Source organism: Pseudarthrobacter sp. efr-133-R2A-89 (genome assembly GCF_030209315.1).
Taxonomy (GTDB): Bacteria; Actinomycetota; Actinomycetes; order Actinomycetales; family Micrococcaceae; genus Arthrobacter.
In genome coordinates this window covers 293,712-312,081 of the sequence record NZ_JARVSE010000010.1, presented here as the reverse complement: position 1 = coordinate 312,081, position 18,370 = coordinate 293,712, and the positions used below count along the sequence as shown (strand labels likewise).

Below are 18,370 nucleotides of genomic sequence, written 5' to 3'. Positions count from 1 at the left end.
CCGGCCTCCGCTGGCGGAGGCCGGCCTCTCAGGGGACTATTCCCATTCGATGGTTCCCGGCGGCTTGCTGGTGACGTCAAGCACCACCCGGTTGACGCCGTCCACCTCGTTGGTGATCCGGTTGGAGATCCGGGCCAGGAGATCGTAGGGCAGGCGCGACCAGTCGGCGGTCATGGCATCCTCGGAGGACACCGGACGGAGCACGATCGGGTGGCCGTAGGTGCGTCCGTCGCCCATGACGCCCACGCTGCGGACGTCGGCGAGCAGCACAACGGGCATCTGCCAGACTTCGTCGTCCAGGCCGGCGGCGGTCAGTTCGGCACGTGCGATGGCATCCGCCTTGCGGAGCAGGTCCAGCCGTTCCTTGGTGATATCGCCGACGATCCGGATACCCAGGCCGGGGCCGGGGAAGGGCTGGCGGCCGACGATTTCCTGCGGCAGGCCGAGCTGTGCACCCACGGCCCGGACCTCGTCCTTGAACAGGGCACGCAGCGGTTCAACGAGCTCGAACTGCAGGTCCTCCGGGAGGCCGCCCACGTTGTGATGGCTCTTGATGTTGGCAGCACCTTCGCCGCCGCCGGATTCGACGACGTCCGGGTACAGGGTGCCCTGGACCAGGAATTTGATCTTCTCGCCGTGGGCAGCAGCATCGGCGATGATGGCCAGTTCCGCTTCTTCGAAAGCGCGGATGAATTCACGGCCGATGATCTTGCGTTTGGTTTCCGGATCGCTGACACCTGCCAGTGCCGAAAGGAAGCGCTCTTGTTCGTTGGCGACGTACAGCTTCACGCCGGTAGCGGCGACAAAGTCACGCTCAACCTGCTCTGCCTCGCCTTCGCGCAGCAGTCCGTGGTCAACGAAAACACAGGTGAGCTGGTCGCCCACTGCCCGCTGCACCAAGGCGGCGGCCACGGCAGAATCGACACCGCCGGAGAGTCCGCAAATGACCCGGGCGTCTCCCACCTGCTGGCGGATGCGCTCCACCTGCTCCTCGAGGATGTTGCCGGTCGTCCAGTTGGGTTCCAGCTTGGCGCCCTTGAAGAGGAAGTTCTCCAGGACCTGCTGGCCGTAGGCGGAGTGCTTGACCTCGGGGTGCCATTGCACGCCGTACAGGCACTTCTCTTCATTGGCGAAGGCCGCGACTTCCGCGCCGGCGGTGGTGGCCAGGACATCGAAGCCTTCGGGCGCCTCGTGGACGGAGTCGCCGTGGCTCATCCAGGTCTTCTGGTGCTGCGGCATGCCTTCGAGCACGGAGCGCCCGTCACCCAGGATGGTGGTTTCGGTGGATCCGTACTCCCGCAGCCCGGTCTTGTCCACCTTGCCGCCCAGTGCGTTGGCCATGGCCTGGAAGCCGTAGCAGATGCCGAAGACGGGGACGCCCGCTTCGAAGAGGTCGGCACCGACGCTCGGGGCGCCGTCGGCATAGACGCTGGAGGGGCCGCCGGAGAGGATGATCGCGGCGGGGTTCTTGGCCAGTAGCTGCTCGGTGGTGTAGGTATGCGGAACCACTTCCGAATACACATTCGCTTCCCGGACGCGGCGGGCAATGAGCTGCGCGTACTGGGCACCGTAATCAACAACCAGCACCGGCTTCTGGGAAGTCTGGGATGCAGTGGGAGTAGTCACCGTAATAGCCTACTTTGCGCCGTTGCACCGACGCACCTTGAGAGGCTTCCCTGTGACGGAGCAGACGTCCTTGAAGGCGGAAACGCTCAGTAGCGCTGGGGCGCCTGCGGGTTGGCGGCGAGCTCGGCCTCAACCTCGGCGTGGAACTTCTTTTCGATGATGAAGGACAGGAACGGCACTACGCCGCCGAGGGCCAGCAGGACCAGCTTCAGGAACGGCCAGCGCATGAGGGACCAGAGCCGGAAGTTGGAGATCAGGTACACCACGTACATCCAGCCGTGGACGATCAGGACGGTGACGGAGACGTTCACACCGTTCAGCACCGCCGGCGGTTCGGCGTCGGCGAAGCCAAAACCGAAGGGCTGGCCGGTGAGTGCGCTGGTGCCGCCGGCGAACAGGTACTGCCCGAAGCCGTACCGGGCCACCAGTTCCGCGCACAGCAGGAGCAGCATGGTGCCGGTCAGGTAGGCCATGACCTTGTAGAACTTCAGGGCCGACCGGATCTGCGCTTCGGTGCCGCCGAAGCGGCGCTTCTTGCCGGACGCTTTGGCGCCGGAGGCTTGGGACGAGGGGGTGGCCGGTTTCGGATCAATCATGGCTGTACCTTCTGCTGGTGCTGATCAGGGTGCTGCTGTTCGTTCTGGTGCTGTTCCGGTTCATCGGATTCCTCGGCTTCATCGAGGGCCTCTTCAAGGTCCCGGTGGTAGTCGTCCTTGACCAGCCGCCACCAGATGAAGAGGGCGAAGCCGGCAAAAACCACCCATTCGATGGAGTAGAACAGGTTCAGCCAGTTGATCTGCTGCGACGGCGGCTGGGGGCCGATGTTCAGCGGAAGCAGGCTGCCAGGCACGGACGCGGCGCTGACATCCTTGCCGCCCACCACTTCCGCGGTGGCAGAGACGAATCCCGGGTAGCTGCTGACGCCCCAGTAGTTGATGAGTTCGGCAACAGACACCGCCGAGGCCTCCCCCGTTTTGGGGGCCTTCCCGGGAACCGGCGCTTCAGAAGGAATCAAGCGCCCCGTCAGTTCCACTTGGCCCGATGGCGGGGCCGACGCGTCGGCAGGATCCGCCACCCAGCCGCGCGCCACCGGAATCCAGGTTTGCGCGGATGCTGCCGCACCTTTCAGGGTGGGAGCGCCGTTGACGGCGAAGGCGGAAACCACCCAATAGCCGGTCCTTCCATCATGGAGCCTGCCGGGGACCAGTACCTGTTTGTCGGGACTGTAGGTTCCCTGGGCGGTGACCATCTGGTCTGAGACGCTGCCGTGGAAGAATTCGCCGGGCTGGAGGGTGCTGGTGAGTGCCTGGACCTGCTCGGTAGCGGGGTTAACCGGCGCTTCGGGCTGTGTGGACCGGCCGAACTGCCACTGGCTGAGCAGCACAAACACCCCGGAAAGCGCGATCGCGAAGATGAAGCCTGCGATCCATCGGGGTTTGAGGGCTGTTTTCCACACGTCTTAACCGTACTTCGTACTTCTGTAGAACAACTAAACGCCTGTGCGCTCGGTTGCGGAGCAGGGACCGGGCCGCTTAGTGGTCGAAGAACACCAGGCTGGAATTGATGAGCTCGGCGATGACTTCTGCGTCGTAGGCCCGCCGCAGGGATTCGCGGAAGGATTCCTTGGAGAGCGACCGGGCCAGGGTGGCCAGCACTTCCAGGTGGTCCGAGAACGAACTGGCGGGCGTGGCGATCAGCAGGATGACGGTGGCCGGGCCGTCCGTGGCGCCGAAATCCAGGGCGTGGCCATACTTGGTGATTCCGACGGCGATCGACGTCCGGGAGACAAACTCGCTGCGGGCGTGCGGCAACCCAACCCCGCCCGGCAGGCCGGTCGCCAGCTGGTGCTCCCGGGCGTTGACGTTCTTGAGGAATCCGTCAAGGTCGGAAATCCGCCCGGCGGCATGGAGCCGTGCCGCCAGCTGGTTGGTGGCGTCGGTTTTGTCCGTCGCCTCCAGTTCCAGGATCACCATCTCGGGGGTGGTGAGTTCGGCGTCATACGGGTCAAGTGGTTCCGCCAAGGCGTATCCCTTCAGTCAGCAGTGCGGGGCGAGCGGCCCCTCAGCGCAAGGGCACGATGTCTTCCACGCCCAGGCGGGCAGCGTCCGCGGATTCGTCGTCCGGCTGTTGCTGGCTGAGGCGCTCGGCCTCCACCCTGGCAATGTAGTGGCGGACTTCGTTTTCGCGCTGCGCGTCACTCCAGCCAAGAACGTCACCCATCAGTTTAGCGACAACGGGGGCAGCAGACACGCCCCGGTCCCACGCCTCGATCGAAATCCGCGTGCGGCGGGTCAGGACGTCCTGCACGTGGCGGGCACCTTCATGGGTGGCGGCGTAAACGGCTTCGGCCTGCAGGTAGTCATCGGCCCCGGGGATGGGTTCGGCCAGCTCCTTGTCCTGCTCGATGATGGCCAGGACCTCGGGCGTCATTGATCCGTACCGGTTGAGGAGGTGCTCAATCCGGGCCACGTGCACGCCGGATTCCTCTGCGGTGCGGTTCCTCCGGTTCCAGGCGGCCCGGAAGCCGCTGGCACCGAGAAGCGGGATGGTTTCGGTGCAGCTGGGCGGAACCCTTTCGTCCATGGTGCGGGTGGCCTCGTCGACGGCGTCCTTGGCCATGACCCGGTACGTGGTCCACTTTCCGCCGGCCACCACCACCAGGCCCGGGACCGGGTGCGCCACCACGTGTTCGCGGGAGAGCTTGGCCGTGGAGTCGTTTTCACCGGCGAGCAGCGGCCGCAGTCCGGCATAGACCCCTTCAACGTCCTCCCTGGTCAATGGCCGTTTCAGGACCTTGTTGACGTGTTCGAGGATGTAGTCGATGTCCTTGCTGGACGCGGCCGGGTGGGCCTTGTCCAGGTGCCAGTCGGTATCGGTCGTGCCGATGATCCAGTGCCGCCCCCAGGGGATCACGAACAGGACAGACTTCTCCGTGCGAAGGATCAGCCCCACGGTTGACTGGAACCGGTCCCGCGGAACCACCAGGTGGATGCCCTTGGAGGCGCGGACCTTGAGCTGGCCCCGGTCGGTGACCATGGCCTGGGTTTCATCCGTCCATACGCCGGTGGCGTTGATGACCTGCCTGGCGCGGACCTTGAACTCTGTGCCGTCCTCGCGGTTGGACACTTTCGCTCCCACCACCCGCTCCCCTTCGCGCAGGAAATCCACCACGGCCATCTGGTTGACGGCGTGGGCTCCGTAGTAGGCGGCGGTACGGATGAGGTTGGCCACATACTTCGCGTCGTCCACCTGGCCGTCGTAGTAGCGGATGGAGCCCACGAAGGCGTCATCCTTCAGGCTGGGGGCGGCTCGGAGGGTTCCACGCCTGCTCAGGTGCTTGTGGAACGGCACGCCGCGGCTGTGCCCGCTGGAGATCGACATGACGTCGTACAGCGCAATGCCGGCGCCGACGTAGGGCCGTTCGATGAACGGCTTGGTCAGCGGATAGAGGAAGGGCACCGGCCGGGCCAGGTGCGGGGCGATTTCAGAAAGCAGCAGTCCGCGTTCCTGGAGGGCCTCCTTGACCAAGGCGAAGTCAAGCATTTCCAGGTAGCGCAGGCCGCCGTGGATGAGTTTCGAGGACCGCGACGACGTCCCGGCGGCCCAGTCGCTTGCCTCGACGATGCCGACGCTCAGGCCGCGGGTCACGGCGTCCAGAGCGGCTCCAGCGCCGACGATGCCGCCGCCCACGATCAGGATGTCCAGTTCCTGGCCAGGTTCCGCGGTGGCGCGCAACCTCGCTATGGATGCTTCCCTGGCTTCCGGGCCGAGAACTCCGCCGTTTGCAGGAACACTCTTCATTGAACGCCTCCAGTGCCGCTAGTGCCGGTAGTAAACCCACACTACTTGTTGGGAGCGCGCTTTGGGCAGGGCGGCGGTGACTGCCGCCCCGCCCAATCGGGTCAGTTCCCCGCGTAGGGCGAGACCACGACGTCGACCCGCTGGAATTCCTTCAGGTCCGAGTAGCCGGTGGTCGCCATGGAGCGGCGCAGCGCCCCAATGAGGTTGGAGGTGCCGTTGGTGTGGTGGCCGGGTCCGAAGAGGACTTCCTCCAGGGGTCCCACGGTGCCCACGTTGGCGCGGTCCCCGCGCGGGAGCTCCGTGTGGTGGGCTTCCTGGCCCCAGTGCCAGCCCTTGCCCGGCGCCTCCTCTGCCCTCGCCAGGGCGCTGCCCAGCATGACGGCGTCGGCGCCCATGGCAATGGCCTTGACGATGTCACCCGAGGTGCCCATGCCGCCGTCGGCGATGACGTGCACGTACCGGCCGCCGGACTCGTCCATGTAGTCACGGCGGGCGGCCGCGACGTCGGAAATGGCTGACGCCATGGGCGAGTGGATGCCCAAGGCGCGCCGCGTGGTGGTGGTGGCGCCGCCGCCGAAGCCGACCAGCACACCGGCCGCGCCGGTCCGCATCAGGTGCAACGCCGGGGTGTAGCCGGCCGCCCCGCCCACGATGACGGGGACGTCGAGTTCGTAGATGAACTGCTTCAGGTTCAGCGGTTCATGGTTCTTGGAGACATGTTCGGCGGACACGGTGGTCCCACGGATGACGAAGATGTCGACGCCGGCGGCGACGACGGTCTTGTAGTGCTCCTGGGTGCGCTGAGGGGTGAGCGATCCGGCCACGGTGACGCCGGCCTCGCGGATCTCGGCGAGGCGGGACGTGATGAGTTCCGGCTGGATGGGCGCAAGGTACAGCTCCTGCATCCGGCCCGTCACGGCGGGGCTGTTGACCTCGTCCTGAAGGGCAGCGATCTCGTCCAGCACGGACTGCGGATCCTCGTACCGGGTCCACAGGCCTTCCAGGTCGAGGACGCCCAGGCCGCCGAGCTTGCCGAGGGCGATGGCGGTCTGCGGGGACATGGCCGAGTCCATCGGGGCGGCGATCACGGGCATGCTGAACTGGTAGGCGTCGATCTGCCACGAGACCGAGACGTCCTTGGGGTCGCGGGTACGACGGTTGGGGACGATTGCTATGTCATCCAGGGAGTAGGCACGACGCCCACGCTTGCCACGGCCGATCTCGATCTCATAAGTCACTGCTCTAGGTTATCCCAGCAGCTCCGGTGGCCGGGTCCGGACTGCATGCAAAGGGGCAGCGCTGCCCATGGAGGAACTGCCGGACTACCGCGTAGCCTTGGGCAGGGGGATTCGGTGAACGCTCCCCGTGCCCATCTTCCGAGGAGAACCAACCATGGCCACTGGTCTTGACGGCGCTGGCAGCCGATGATGAAGCAGACCTCGCAGTCCCTGCCAGATGATTCAAGGACATCCCTCCCGCAGGCTGACCGGCAAGAGCAGGGCCGTAAAGGTGCGGCCGGCGTAGTAATCGTTAACGGTGACGACGCTCAGCCTGCACCGGCGGCGCTGAGCCTGGAGGAGCAGCTGCGCCAGGGACTGGGCTTGCTTCCGGCATGACACATCACAATCCCTTTCCCGCAGATGCGCCCGTCCACTCCCTCGACCACTGGCTGTCTCCGGAACTGGCTCGGATCAGCCCGCCAAACGCTCCGTCCCGGCTGCGCCAACTGGCTGACGGCCAAGGTACCCGGGCCGCCGGCTGGAGCAGCGCAATCGCCGGCGGTCCCGTCCTGGCTCTCGCGGGCATGTTTTTTGCCGTCACGTCGGGGAACCCTGCCGCAGCGCTCGTACTGGTCCCGCTGGGAGCCGTCCTGATGCTTTCGGGCCTCTTTGGATGGAAGCGCGCCCGGGCCGCGCTGCCCGCCACCGACAGGGCAGTGATCAGCCGTGGCCCCGGATCCGCCCGTGGTGGCGTCGCCATGGTGTCCGTACTGGCAGTAGCGCTGGGCGCGATCATGGTCCTCTATCTGCCCTCAGCCACGGCCAAAGGCAATGGTGCGGCAACAACACTCGTGGGAGCCTTCGTACTCATCCTGTTTCTCCTGGTCGCATGCATCGCGGTCCCGTCAACAGTCATGGGCCGCGCCCGGCAGTCGTTCCGGGAACGGGTGCATTCCAACCCCGAGCTACGCCGGGCAGTTGACGAAGACTTGGCCCTCTGGCGCGATCCTCATGGCAATGCCGCCTACGGACCGCTCTGACAACCGGTCAGCAGGATTGTGATGGATAAGCGCTGGATCTTCGACGGTCATATTTCAGGTATTGGCACTGCATCCGGGCTCCGCGCCGTGGTGGGCATCTGGCAGGACTCCCCCTTCGGTTCGTTCGCCGATGTCATGGTGCAGCAACCCTCGGGGCACCGGCTGCTGTTGGCACCCCGGCCTGATGTGGCAGAGTTCATTGCGGCCACCTACACGTTCGATGAGGTGCGTTTGGTTGAGGTCTCCGCCGTGCTGGGTGATCGGACAGTACGGGTCGACGCCGGCCCCTTGGCAATCCGGGCCGTCACCGGCGCGAGGACTTTCCTGGGTTCAGCTTTGCGGGCCGTGCCGCGGCGCCTTGCGGTGGATCCGCGCTGGCTTTCGGCCGTCAGTCCGCTTGCCGCTTTGGCGGCCCCGGGTGCCCGCACCTACGGCACGGCGGGCAGCGGCAGGACGGAGTACTACGGGGTGACTGACCTGCACCACGTCACCTCCGCCGTCGTCAGCTGGGAAGGCTCCGACGCCGGGACGCTGGCTCCCATCCGGCCCGCCGTGACGTTCGGGTTCAGCAGCGTCCCGCCCCGGCCGAGTGTGGCACGGGTCCGCACCACCGTGGTGCAGTCCTAGGTTCCGGTTGGTTCATCGACAGTCAACTGGGATTCGAACATCCTGAAGTACCTGCCGCGGAGGGCCACCAGTTCTTTGTGCGTGCCCTGCTCGACGATCCTGCCGTCTTCCAGCATGTAGACGACGTCGGCCTTTTCGATGGTGGCCAGCCGGTGGCTGATGGCAATGATGGTGCTATCGCGGTCGGCGAAAAGGCGGGTGAAAATCCTGTGCTCGGCAAGGGCGTCGATGGCGGACGTCGGTTCGTCCATCACCATGAACGAGGCATCCCGGTAGAAGTTCCTGGCCATGGCCAGCCGTTGCCACTGGCCGCCGGAGAGGCCGCTCCCCTTACGGCCGCGCGGGTCCTCCATCCAGTTGCTGACGTGGTTGTCCAGGCCGTTGGGCAGCTTGTTGATGAACTCCAAAGCTTCGGCGTCTGCTGCCGCCCGCCGGATGCGGCCGTCGTCGCGCCGGCTGTCGACGTCGCCGAAATAGATGTTCTCCGCGGCCGTTGCGAACTCGTACTTCAGGAACTCCTGGCTGAGGACTGCAAGGTGCCGGTGCCAGGAGGTGACGTCGACGGCGGCGAGGTCCACGCCGTCGAGCAGCACCTGTCCGGAGTCCGGGCGGTAGAGGCCGGCGAGGATGCGGATCAGAGTCGACTTTCCGGCGCCGTTCTCCCCCACGATGGCGATGTGCTGGCCGCGCCTGATGGTGAGGCTGACCCCCCCGAATCACCTCGATATCGCTGCCCGTGTAGGTGAAGCGGATGTCCTTCAGTTCGACTTCCTGCGGAGCCTCCAAGAGGGGCGGTGCGTGTTCCGCGTGAACGGGCATCCCCATGAAGGTCTCGTAGTCCGTCAGGTTGGCCAGGTCTTCGTCAATGGAACTTAGGGAGGAGACCAGGTTGTTGGCGGTGGACAAAGCGCGGCTGACGATCTGCTGGACGTAGAGGAATTGGCCCACGGGCTGGGCCCGGGCGATAACTTGGCCCACCACCCAGATCAGCGAGACCACCTCGGCGCCGTACTGCAGGGCGTCCGCGGCCAGTTGCCTGGGGATGTAGCGCCGCTGGTAATCGAGCCGGCGCCGTTCGTCCGCGTCGCGGAGGCGCGAGCGGAGGTCCATGAGGAAGCGGACGATACCGTAGAGCCGCATCTCTGCGATGTGCTGCGGGCGGAGCAGGTTGGTTTCGATCATTCGGCGCTGGCGGCGTGAGTCCACCTGGGTGTTCCAGTGCGCAATCTGCTCCCTGGAGAGCTTGAACTGCAGGTACACGCTCGGAACGATGGCCACAAGCACGATAACGGCGATCCACCAGCTCACCAGCAGCAGGGCACCGATGGCCAGGATGACCGAGACCAGCTGCGTGAAGATCGCGGCGATCCGGTCCAGGACGCGGGCGTACGAGTCCGAGAACCGCTTGGCACGGTCATAGAGGTCTACCGTTTCCTTGTCGTCGTAGCGCCAGAATTCCAGCGCAAGGAAGCGCTCGTACATTTGGTCGCCCACGATGGCGCCCACCTTGAAGCTCATCAACTGCTGGATATAGCGGTCAACGCTGCTGAAGGCGCCCCAAAAGAGGCCCAGCGCCGCGGTGACCACGACGTAGATGATCGCCAGGCGCCCGGCTCCGGCGTCACCCGCATATGCAGCAGCCAACGCCGTGGTGGTCCGGGACGCAAAGTAAGTGGTGACCAGGGGAAGGACGGCTGAAATCAGCGAGCCGAGCACCTTCATGATCACCGCCCCTGGGGACGCCCGGAAACTGACCCTGAGGACCTGGGCTACGGCGCGGGCGTAAGGCCTGATGGCAAGCCGTTTTTGCGGGTCGCGTTTTGGGGTGAGTTCCGCCGGATGGCGCGGTTGGGACATGGAATCAGCCTAGTGCCGGCACCGGTCTAATCGGTCAGGACGAACGTTCCGCTGAGGGACGGCAGACAGGACCTGGACCGACAGCACGAACGGTCTTGCGAAGAATTCGTCCCGGACGGGGTCCCCTTCCGGGAGGTCGTTGAGGTCTATGAGGTTGGCGTCGTCTGGTTCCCATGGCGGGATGTGTTCAATGCCTGCCGGTTCACCCTGGAATTGGACGGGCATTGTTCCGGCCGGCAGGGTTCCTGGTGGCCAGTGGGTTGGTTGGGGGTCGTGTTGTTCGGGTGTGTAGTGTCTGCCGGTGGGTGAGGTCCAGCCGGGTGGTTCATTCCGGGTGGCCGGGTCGGGGGTCCAGGGCCGGGCGTGTTTGAGGCGGTGGTGCCTCGGGCAGAGTTGGGCCAGGTTTCGAGCGTCGGTGGTGCCGCCGTGGTGCCAGGGGGTGAGGTGGTCGGTGTCGTTGTCGGGGGTGTGGTTGGTGCAGCCGGGGAAGGTGCATTTGCCGTCCCGTAGCCGGATCCATTTCTTGAGGGTCTCGGGGAGCCGGTAGCGGGTGCGGCCGATTTCCAGGGGCGCCCCGTCGCGGGGGTCGACCAGGACCCGGTAGAACGATTCCGCCCCGCCGGCGACGAGTCCCCTCGCCATGGATGCCGGGATCGGCCCGAACCCGTCCAGTACCGCGGGTTCCTCGGTGAGGCCGAGCAGGGAGAACACCGGGACCGTGACCAGGACGTCGGCCCGGGGTGTGGGGATCTTGCCGATGGCACCGGTACCCCTGGCAGCTTCATCCGCGATGGTCGTGTTTCCGGCGCCGAGGAGCAGGGACGCGGCGACGTCGGCGCGGAGCTGGGTGAGGGTGCGGGGCTCGTCGGGGTTTTGGAGGCCGCGGGCGGTGGCGGTGCTGCGGTTCCAGATCGCGCATGCGGTGTCCCCGGGCAGGTAGAACGAGAGCCAGGCCATGCCGTCGCGGTCCGGGGCGTAGTCCATCCGCCGGTCCGCCACCCCCTTGGCGTGGCGCTTCTCAAGCGTTTCGGGGTGGTAGCGTTCCCGCCAGGCCCGGACCTTCGCCCGGAACCGGGACGGGACAAGGTCACCGGGTGCGGCGCCCCGGGCCGGGTTGGGCGCGTCGGGGTCAAAGAAATGCGCCACCAGGCCGGCGGCCCCTGCAGGGGTCAGTCCTTCGGTTTCGTCGGCGACGATCCGGGCGTGCTGCCAGGACACCCCACCCGCAGCCAGGGCCTCAAACACTGGTGGCAGTGAACAGACCCGCCGGGACTGCTCCACCAACGCCCCGGCGGCGGCGGAGCTGATGGTGAGGATCCCGGCGATCTCCTCCACCACGGACATCTCCGCATAGGTGCGCTCATCCACCGGGGCGTCCGGCGGAAGCAGAGCGTGCTGGATGTCAACGGTATCCGCCACGTCTTGGGCTTTTACCGCCGCGAGCTGGGCCTCCAACCTGGCCACCAGCTCCAGCCGTTCCAGGCGCAGCCCATACCGCCGCTGCAACACGTCCACGTCAGCACCAACATCGGCGTCTGAACAAAGCGAAGCATCCTCCAGAACCAGCCCGCACAGCGCAGCAACAGAGGCGGAAACACCCTCCATCACCACCGCCAAATCAGAACCGATTCCCATAACCAAATGATCCAACGAGGCACTGACATTCAAGGACGACGAGGCCTGCGGCGGAAAACAGAAGGAGGCAGGGCCGAAACCCTGCCTCCTTTGTTGGCTCGTGTGCCTACCGCGAGCCGTAGTTCGGTGCTTCCACCGTCATCTGGATATCGTGCGGGTGCGATTCCTTGAGCCCGGCGGAGGTGATGCGAACGAACTTGCCGCGGGCCTTCAGCTCGGGGATGGTCGGCGCGCCGGTGTAGAACATGGTCTGGCGCAGGCCGCCCACCAGCTGGTAGGCCACCGAGGACAGCGGGCCCCGGTACGCCACGCGGCCTTCGATGCCTTCCGGGATCAGTTTGTCGTCGCCGGACACGTCGGCCTGGAAGTAGCGGTCCTTGGAGTAGGACGTGTTCTTGCCGCGCGACTGCATGGCACCGAGCGATCCCATGCCGCGGTAGGACTTGAACTGCTTGCCGTTGACGAAGATCAGCTCGCCCGGAGACTCGTCGCAGCCGGCGAGCAGGGAGCCGAGCATGACGGTGTCGGCACCGGCCACCAGGGCCTTGCCGATGTCGCCGGAGTACTGCAGGCCGCCGTCGGCGATCAGCGGAACGCCGGCCGGGATGGCCGCCTTGGCGGACTCGTAGATGGCGGTGATCTGCGGAACACCCACACCGGCCACCACGCGGGTGGTGCAGATCGAGCCGGGCCCAACGCCCACCTTGATGCCGTCGGCGCCGGCGTCGATCAGTGCTTGGGCGCCCTCGCGGGTGGCGGCCTGGCCGCCGATGATGTCCACGTGCGCGGCAACAGGATCGGACTTCAGCCTGCGGATCATGTCCAGCACACCCTGGGAGTGGCCGTTGGCGGTGTCCACGAACAGGGCGTCCACCCCGGCGTCCACCAGGGTCATGGCGCGCTCCCAGCCGTCACCGAAGAAGCCGATGGCTGCACCCACGCGGAGGCGGCCTTCGTCGTCCTTGGTGGCCAGCGGGTACTGTTCGGCCTTGGTGAAGTCCTTGGTGGTGATCAGGCCCTTGAGCCGGCCCTGCTCGTCCACGAGCGGGAGCTTTTCGATCTTGTTGGTGGCCAGCTTGTGGGAGGCTTCGTCGCGGCTGATGCCAACGTGGCCGGTGACCAAGGGCATCTTGGTCATGACGTCGCTGACCAGCCGCAGCGGGAAGTCGGAGTCCGGCACGAAGCGGGTGTCGCGGTTGGTAACGATGCCCAGCAGGCGGTTGTCCTCGTCCACCACGGGAAGGCCGGACACGCGGTAGTGGGCGCAGAGGTCATCCAGTTCCCGCAGCGTGGCCTCAGGGCGGATGGTCAGCGGGTTGGTGATCATGCCCGATTCACTCCGCTTGACCCGGTCCACCTGGTCGGCCTGGTCGGCGATGGAGAGGTTGCGGTGCACCACGCCCAAGCCACCCTGGCGGGCCATGGCGATAGCCATCCGGGATTCCGTCACGGTGTCCATGGCTGCCGACAGCAGGGGGGTCTGCACGCTGATCCGCTTGGAGATCCGCGACGAGGTATCGGCCTCGGAGGGGATGACGTCGGTGTGGCCCGGCAGGAGCAGGACGTCGTCGTAGGTCAGGCCAATGAAGCCAAAGGGATTGTGTTCGGGCTCGGTCATGAGTGCGCCTCTTACCTTGGTTGCTGGGTCACGGGTAGGGGTTGCAGCCGATGACCAGCCCGTGATTACGGAACTGGCCTGTGCAGACGTTCTTGCGGGACCACCGTGGGATACGGCGTTCCGTGGGCAGAAAGTGTTGACTAAATATTAGAACCTCCGGCCCGATCCCCCTATTCCGGGCCCGCAATGTGAGCAACCGCACTCAGCTCCATCCCGTTGCGGCCAGCAGGCGTTGCTCGAACATGGGGATCATGGTCTCCACGTAGGTCCGGGTCAGGTGGTTGTCGTCCTTGTAGACGTAGACGTTCCCGACGACGGCAGGGCAGACGCCGCGGGCGCAGATGAAGTCACTCATGTCCATCAGGTGGAGGCCCGGCACCTTGCCGCGGTAGTTTTCGAGCGGTGAGGGCTCCACGAGGGACTCGGCCAGTGACGGGTTGCAGGCCGGTGCGGCAGCGCCGTTGCGTTGCGCACACTGGGGCATGTTGAAGGTGAACCTGGGGTTGTCCCGGATGCCCACGATCTCGATTCCCGCCTCGGCGAACGGAGCGACTCCTGCAAGGTAGCCGGGCACCTCCGTTTCGAAGGGAGCGTCCTCATGGGTTAGCGACGCCACCGTGAAGACAGCATCCGGACGATGTTCCAGGACGTAGGCGGAACTGGACCTGTTGTAGGCATTGCATTCCGCGTTGCGGGTTTCCGATTCCGCGCCGAACCGGCATGCCGGCATGAGCAATGTCACCAGTTCCCAACCGCGTGCTGCGGCCACCGGAGCCAGCGCGGCAAGGTATTGCTGGGCGTGCGAATCCCCCAGCACCACGATGCGTTTGGTGGCCGGTTCTTCCGGCAGCTCCTGGCGGCACCCTTCCAGGATGGGGTCGTCCGTGGCGTTCGAACCTGTGCAGGGCGAGTCGATTCCGGCCCAGTCGTTGTCCAGGGCAGTGGGGCCGGGAATGGTCCTTGCCCGGGGAGCCGGCACGTTTTCGTTCTCCGGGGTGAGCGCCAACGCACCCGGCGTCAGCTCCCGGGGCTGTGCCGCCGTCGCGCTTTCCTCCGCGGTGAGCGATGTCTGCCAGACGGCGACGGGACCGGCCAGCAGCGCACCGCAGGCAACTATGACGACGGCGGTGCGCCACGCCCGGAGCTTGGGCCAGTGCCAGTCGCGCAACGGTTTTTCAACGAAACGGGTGGTAAGGAAAGCCAGCACGACGGCGGCGGCAACGATCCCGAGGCCCTGCTTGAGGTTCGGCGCCTCCACCCCCGTGGCCGCCAGCGCCAGCACCAGCAGGGGCCAGTGCCAAAGGTAGAGGGCGTAGGAGTTGTCGCCCAAGGCGACGGCCGGGCGGCTGCTCAGGAGCCTGTCCACGCCGAAGCGGCTGCCGGACTGCCCGGCGACGATGATGGCAGCGGCAGCCAGCGTGGGCCAGAGTGCCACATAGCCCGGAAAGGACCTGTCGACCGTGAGGAGCAATCCGCAGGAGACCATGCCGGCGAGCCCCATCCAGCCCAGGACCACCCTCAGTGCGAGGCCGGGCCGAAGGTACGGCAACGCCAGCGCCAGCAGCGACCCGAGGGCAAACTCCCAGAGCCTGGCGCCGGTATCGAAGTATGCGTAGGCCTGGTTGGTGGCGGTCTGGTCGATCGAGTAGGCCAGCGACGCGGCGAACACCGCGCCAAAAACCACGGCCAGCAGGCCCCGGTAGGCCGCGCGGCCCAGCAGGGGAATCCGGCGGACGGCGGGCAGGAGCGCGGCGGTTGCGGCGAAGATCAGCGGCCACAGGATGAAGACCTGCCCCTGGATGGACAACGACCAGAAGTGCTGCAGCGGACTGGCTCCTGCGTGGTCCTGGGCGTAGTAGTCCACCGCGGCGTCAGCCAGCAGCCAGTTCTGGCTGTACAACAGCGAGGCCCAGGCTTGGTCCAGGACCTGCGGCCATCGGCCCTGGGGCAGGATCAGCCATGTGCCGGCCAGCACCCCGAGGATCACCACGACGGCGGCCGGCAGCAGGCGCTCGAAGAGGTGCAGCCAGTGGGCCATCAGCCGGAAGGGCTGGCCGGACTCTGCTTTGCGGACGAAGGAGAGCGTGAGCAGGAAGGCCGAGATCAGCAGGAAGACATCCACCCCGCCGGACACGCGTCCCAACCAGACGTGATAGGCCACAACCATGAGGACCGCCAGTGCACGCAAACCCTGGACCTCCGGCCGGAAGGTCGGTTTGCGGTCGCGGCCTGGGGCGGGTCCCGGTGGCTCCGGCGCCGTCCGGGTTCCTGTCTTCGACACTCCAAAACCCCTCACGCCGCCGGCCAGCCAAAACATTAAGCCTACGCACCGGCGTTTGGAAGGGCCAATCCAGGGTCCGGCGCGAACTAAGCTGGGCCGAGGTGTGGAAGGGAGCCGGCGTGATTGTCCAATTGCGGATTTGCGTGCCCGGAGAATTGTCCGCGGTGACGGTGAAGACTTGCCGGGACCAGGTGGGAACGGCGGGCGTGGCGGTGGTTCCCGGCGCGTCCGTGGTGCCGGCGGGCGACGTCATCGAGGTCCAGGTCGCCAGGGAATCCGTGGAGGAACTCCTGGAGAAGCTCCAGGTCCTGAAGATCCGCGACGTGGGATCCGTCGCCATGACGACGCCGGAATTCGTGCTCTCCAGCAGTGCTGACCGGGCGGAGCATGCCGCGCCCGGGGACGGCGCGGACGCGGTGATCTGGGACGACGTCACGCGCCAAACCGGCGAGGACTCCAGACTCACGTGGAACTTCCTGGCCTTCCTGGTGCTGGCGACCCAGCTCGCCGGAATCGGCATCGTGACCGATTCGCCCATTGCAATTGTGGGTGCCATGGCGGTGGGTCCGGAGTTCGGGCCGCTGGTGGCCCTCGCCGTTTCGCTGGCCACCCGGCAGTGGAAGCTTGGCCGCCGTGCTGCCATTGCCCTGGGTGTCGGGTTCCCCGTTGCCATGCTGCTGGCGGCATTGACTGCATGGCTGTCCATCCCCTTGGGCCTCTTTCCGCGGGATGCCCTGGACACGGGTTCGGCCGTCGAATTCATCTACCATCCAGGCCCTTACTCACTGATCGTTGCCGTCCTGGCGGGTATCGCGGGCATGCTGTCGATCATCGGCCGGCGCTCGGCGGCGCTGATCGGCGTGTTCATTTCGGTGACCACGGTTCCGGCCGCAGGGTACGTTGCCGTTGCCTTAGTGCTGGGTGAATATCCGAAGGCGGCCGGCTCGGCCCTGCAGCTGTTGCTGAACCTCGTCGGCATTGTCGTGGCCGCCGTCGCGGTCCTTCTCTTCTACCGGCTGGTGGCCCGGCGGCGGCCCGGTGCAACGGCACACAGCGTGCAGGGCCAACGGAGCGGCCTCCGCCACTGATCGCCCGGCAACTGCGCAGCCCCCGGGATACGGTCCGCTAGGGATGCAGCAAGGCGCGCAGGGTCCGGATGGTGTCGGCTTCGGCCGGGGATTTATCGTCCCGGTAGCGCTTCACCCTGGCGAACCTCAGGGCGATCCCGCCCGGGTAGCGCGGTGACTGCTGGACCCCGTCGATGGCGATTTCGACGACGGTGACCGGTTCAACCCACACGGTGCCGGCGGTGCGGCGCACCTCGAGCTCCTGGAATTTCTCCGTCTGCCAGCGGAGCAGCTCATCGGTGAGCCCCTTGAAGGTCTTCCCCACCATCACGTACGCGCCTGGTTCGCCGAAGTCCCCGTCCGGGTCCAGTGCGCCGAGGTGCAGGTTCGACAGCAGCCCGGTCCTGCGGCCCGACCCCCACTCACAGGCAAGCACCACCAGGTCGTAGGTGAGCACCGGCTTCACTTTCACCCAGTTGGATCCCCGCCGTCCGGCAGCGTAGGCGGACCCGATGGCCTTCACCACCACGCCCTCGTGACCCGCAGCCAACGCGTCGCGGGACACCCGTTCAGCCACCTCCGGGTCCGCCGTGATTTCGCCCGGGATCCGATGGGCCGGGGCAATCCGTTCCAACGCGTCGATGCGCACCGACAACGGTTCGTCCAGCAGGTCCCGCCCGTCGATGTGCAGAACGTCGAAGAACCAGGGGTGCAGCACCGTTTCCCGCACGGCATCCGCGCCGAACCGGGCCATGGTTTCCTGGAACGGCCGCGGGCCGCCGTCTTCGTCGAGGGCCAGGGTCTCGCCGTCGAGGATCACATCCTGCACCGGCAGCCCGCGGACCAGCTCGACCACCTCCGGGAGGCGGTGCGTGACATCGGCGAGGTTGCGGGTGTAGATGCTGACCTCGGCGCCGGACCGGTGGACCTGGATCCGGGCGCCGTCGAGCTTGTATTCCACCGAGGCTTCCCCCGTGGTCTCCAAGGCTTCGCCGGGGCTGGCGGCCGTGGCGGCAAGCATGGGCTGCACGGGGCGGCCGACGAGGAGGCCCACCGCCTCCAGCTCGGCCGCGGTCCCGGTCATGGCGAGCAGGGCGGTCCCGCCAAGATCCCCGGAGAGCATCGCCGCACGCCGCACGGCAGCGACGGGCCTCTCCGCAGCGCGGGCCACGGCATCGGTCAGGACGCCGTCGAGGGCGCCGGTGCGCAGCTCACCGAGCAGGACGCCGGAGATGAAAGCCTGCTCCCCCGCCGTCGCAGCCCGCATCAGGTTCCCGAGCGTCGCGGCGCGACTGGCCGCCGAACCTGCCCCCGCGGTGGCGAGCAGCGTGTCCAGGGCCGCGTCGAGGTCGGCCACAGTGAGGCTTGCTTCCAGGGCCGGTTCGGCCTTCGAAGCCGCCACGCTGCGCCACCCGACGCCAACACGGCCCTGCCGGGGCTTCGCCGACAGCAAGCCCACCGCCGTCGGAATCTCAGCCGGCTCAAGCCGGCGCAGCAGGTCCGCCAGTGCATCGACCTTCGCCAGGCGGGAGGGGGTGGACGCCACGGCGTCCGAGGTCTTGACGAGCTCGAGGAGCAGCATGGCACCATCCTGCCAC

The 18,370-nt window shown here is 66.6% G+C and carries 13 protein-coding genes and 1 pseudogene; 3 read left to right on the top strand and 11 right to left on the bottom strand.

Translation table 11 applies throughout. The annotated features are described in order from the left end of the window. Window positions 1–36: 36 nt before the first annotated feature. The 6 genes from guaA to QRM95_RS17200 all read right to left on the bottom strand — a co-directional run bounded on the left by guaA (window position 37) and on the right by QRM95_RS17200 (window position 6,665). Window positions 37–1,626, bottom strand: a complete 1,590-nt coding sequence (gene guaA, locus QRM95_RS17225; RefSeq protein WP_026264280.1) for a glutamine-hydrolyzing GMP synthase — start codon at window positions 1,624–1,626, stop codon at window positions 37–39. Between the two features lie 86 nt (window positions 1,627–1,712). Further along, window positions 1,713–2,222 carry a DUF3817 domain-containing protein gene (locus QRM95_RS17220; RefSeq protein WP_285248697.1) on the bottom strand — a complete coding sequence of 170 codons (510 nt, stop codon included), beginning with the start codon at window positions 2,220–2,222 and terminating at the stop codon, window positions 1,713–1,715. Next, window positions 2,219–3,082: an SURF1 family protein gene (locus QRM95_RS17215; protein WP_285248696.1), complete on the bottom strand. Its 864-nt coding sequence runs from the start codon at window positions 3,080–3,082 to the stop codon at window positions 2,219–2,221. The genes QRM95_RS17220 and QRM95_RS17215 overlap by 4 nt, the downstream gene beginning before the upstream one ends. A 76-nt stretch (window positions 3,083–3,158) precedes the next feature. Further along, window positions 3,159–3,647: a PTS sugar transporter subunit IIA gene (locus tag QRM95_RS17210; protein WP_285248695.1), complete on the bottom strand. Its 489-nt coding sequence runs from the start codon at window positions 3,645–3,647 to the stop codon at window positions 3,159–3,161. A gap of 40 nt (window positions 3,648–3,687) precedes the next feature. Next, on the bottom strand, window positions 3,688–5,427 hold the full coding sequence (locus QRM95_RS17205; protein ID WP_285248694.1) for a glycerol-3-phosphate dehydrogenase/oxidase: 1,740 nt from the start codon (window positions 5,425–5,427) through the stop codon (window positions 3,688–3,690). A gap of 101 nt (window positions 5,428–5,528) precedes the next feature. Then, window positions 5,529–6,665: a GuaB3 family IMP dehydrogenase-related protein gene (locus tag QRM95_RS17200; RefSeq protein WP_285248693.1), complete on the bottom strand. Its 1,137-nt coding sequence runs from the start codon at window positions 6,663–6,665 to the stop codon at window positions 5,529–5,531. A gap of 374 nt (window positions 6,666–7,039) precedes the next feature. On the opposite strand from QRM95_RS17200, the gene QRM95_RS17195 reads away from it, so the two are divergent. Then, window positions 7,040–7,687 (top strand): hypothetical protein, encoded by a 648-nt coding sequence (locus tag QRM95_RS17195; protein WP_285248692.1) that lies wholly within the window; start codon window positions 7,040–7,042, stop codon window positions 7,685–7,687. A 21-nt stretch (window positions 7,688–7,708) separates the two neighbouring features. Next, complete coding sequence (locus QRM95_RS17190) at window positions 7,709–8,314, top strand: hypothetical protein (protein ID WP_285248691.1); 606 nt, start codon at window positions 7,709–7,711, stop codon at window positions 8,312–8,314. Here QRM95_RS17190 and QRM95_RS17185 read toward each other — a convergent pair. From QRM95_RS17185 to QRM95_RS17170, 4 genes and pseudogenes are all read right to left on the bottom strand, one after another. Then, window positions 8,311–10,171: pseudogene (locus QRM95_RS17185) on the bottom strand (ABC transporter ATP-binding protein). The gene QRM95_RS17190 and the pseudogene QRM95_RS17185 sit on opposite strands and share 4 nt — an antisense overlap. Window positions 10,172–10,180: 9 nt before the next feature. Beyond that, a complete protein-coding gene (locus QRM95_RS17180; protein WP_285248690.1) occupies window positions 10,181–11,806 on the bottom strand; it encodes an HNH endonuclease signature motif containing protein in 1,626 nt (541 codons plus the stop codon). Window positions 11,807–11,912: 106 nt separating this feature from the next. Beyond that, on the bottom strand, window positions 11,913–13,424 hold the full coding sequence (guaB, locus tag QRM95_RS17175; RefSeq protein WP_285248689.1) for an IMP dehydrogenase: 1,512 nt from the start codon (window positions 13,422–13,424) through the stop codon (window positions 11,913–11,915). 202 nt (window positions 13,425–13,626) lie between these two features. Then, the gene (locus tag QRM95_RS17170; RefSeq protein ID WP_285248688.1) at window positions 13,627–15,741 is read right to left on the bottom strand and encodes an acyltransferase family protein; all 2,115 of its coding nucleotides are present in this window, start codon (window positions 15,739–15,741) and stop codon (window positions 13,627–13,629) included. 128 nt (window positions 15,742–15,869) lie between these two features. On the opposite strand from QRM95_RS17170, the gene QRM95_RS17165 reads away from it, so the two are divergent. Continuing rightward, window positions 15,870–16,793: a DUF389 domain-containing protein gene (locus QRM95_RS17165; protein WP_285248687.1), complete on the top strand. Its 924-nt coding sequence runs from the start codon at window positions 15,870–15,872 to the stop codon at window positions 16,791–16,793. Window positions 16,794–16,830: 37 nt separating this feature from the next. On the opposite strand, the gene QRM95_RS17160 is transcribed toward QRM95_RS17165, so the two are convergent. After that, window positions 16,831–18,354: an ATP-dependent DNA ligase gene (locus QRM95_RS17160; protein WP_285248686.1), complete on the bottom strand. Its 1,524-nt coding sequence runs from the start codon at window positions 18,352–18,354 to the stop codon at window positions 16,831–16,833. Between the last annotated feature and the right edge of the window lie 16 nt (window positions 18,355–18,370).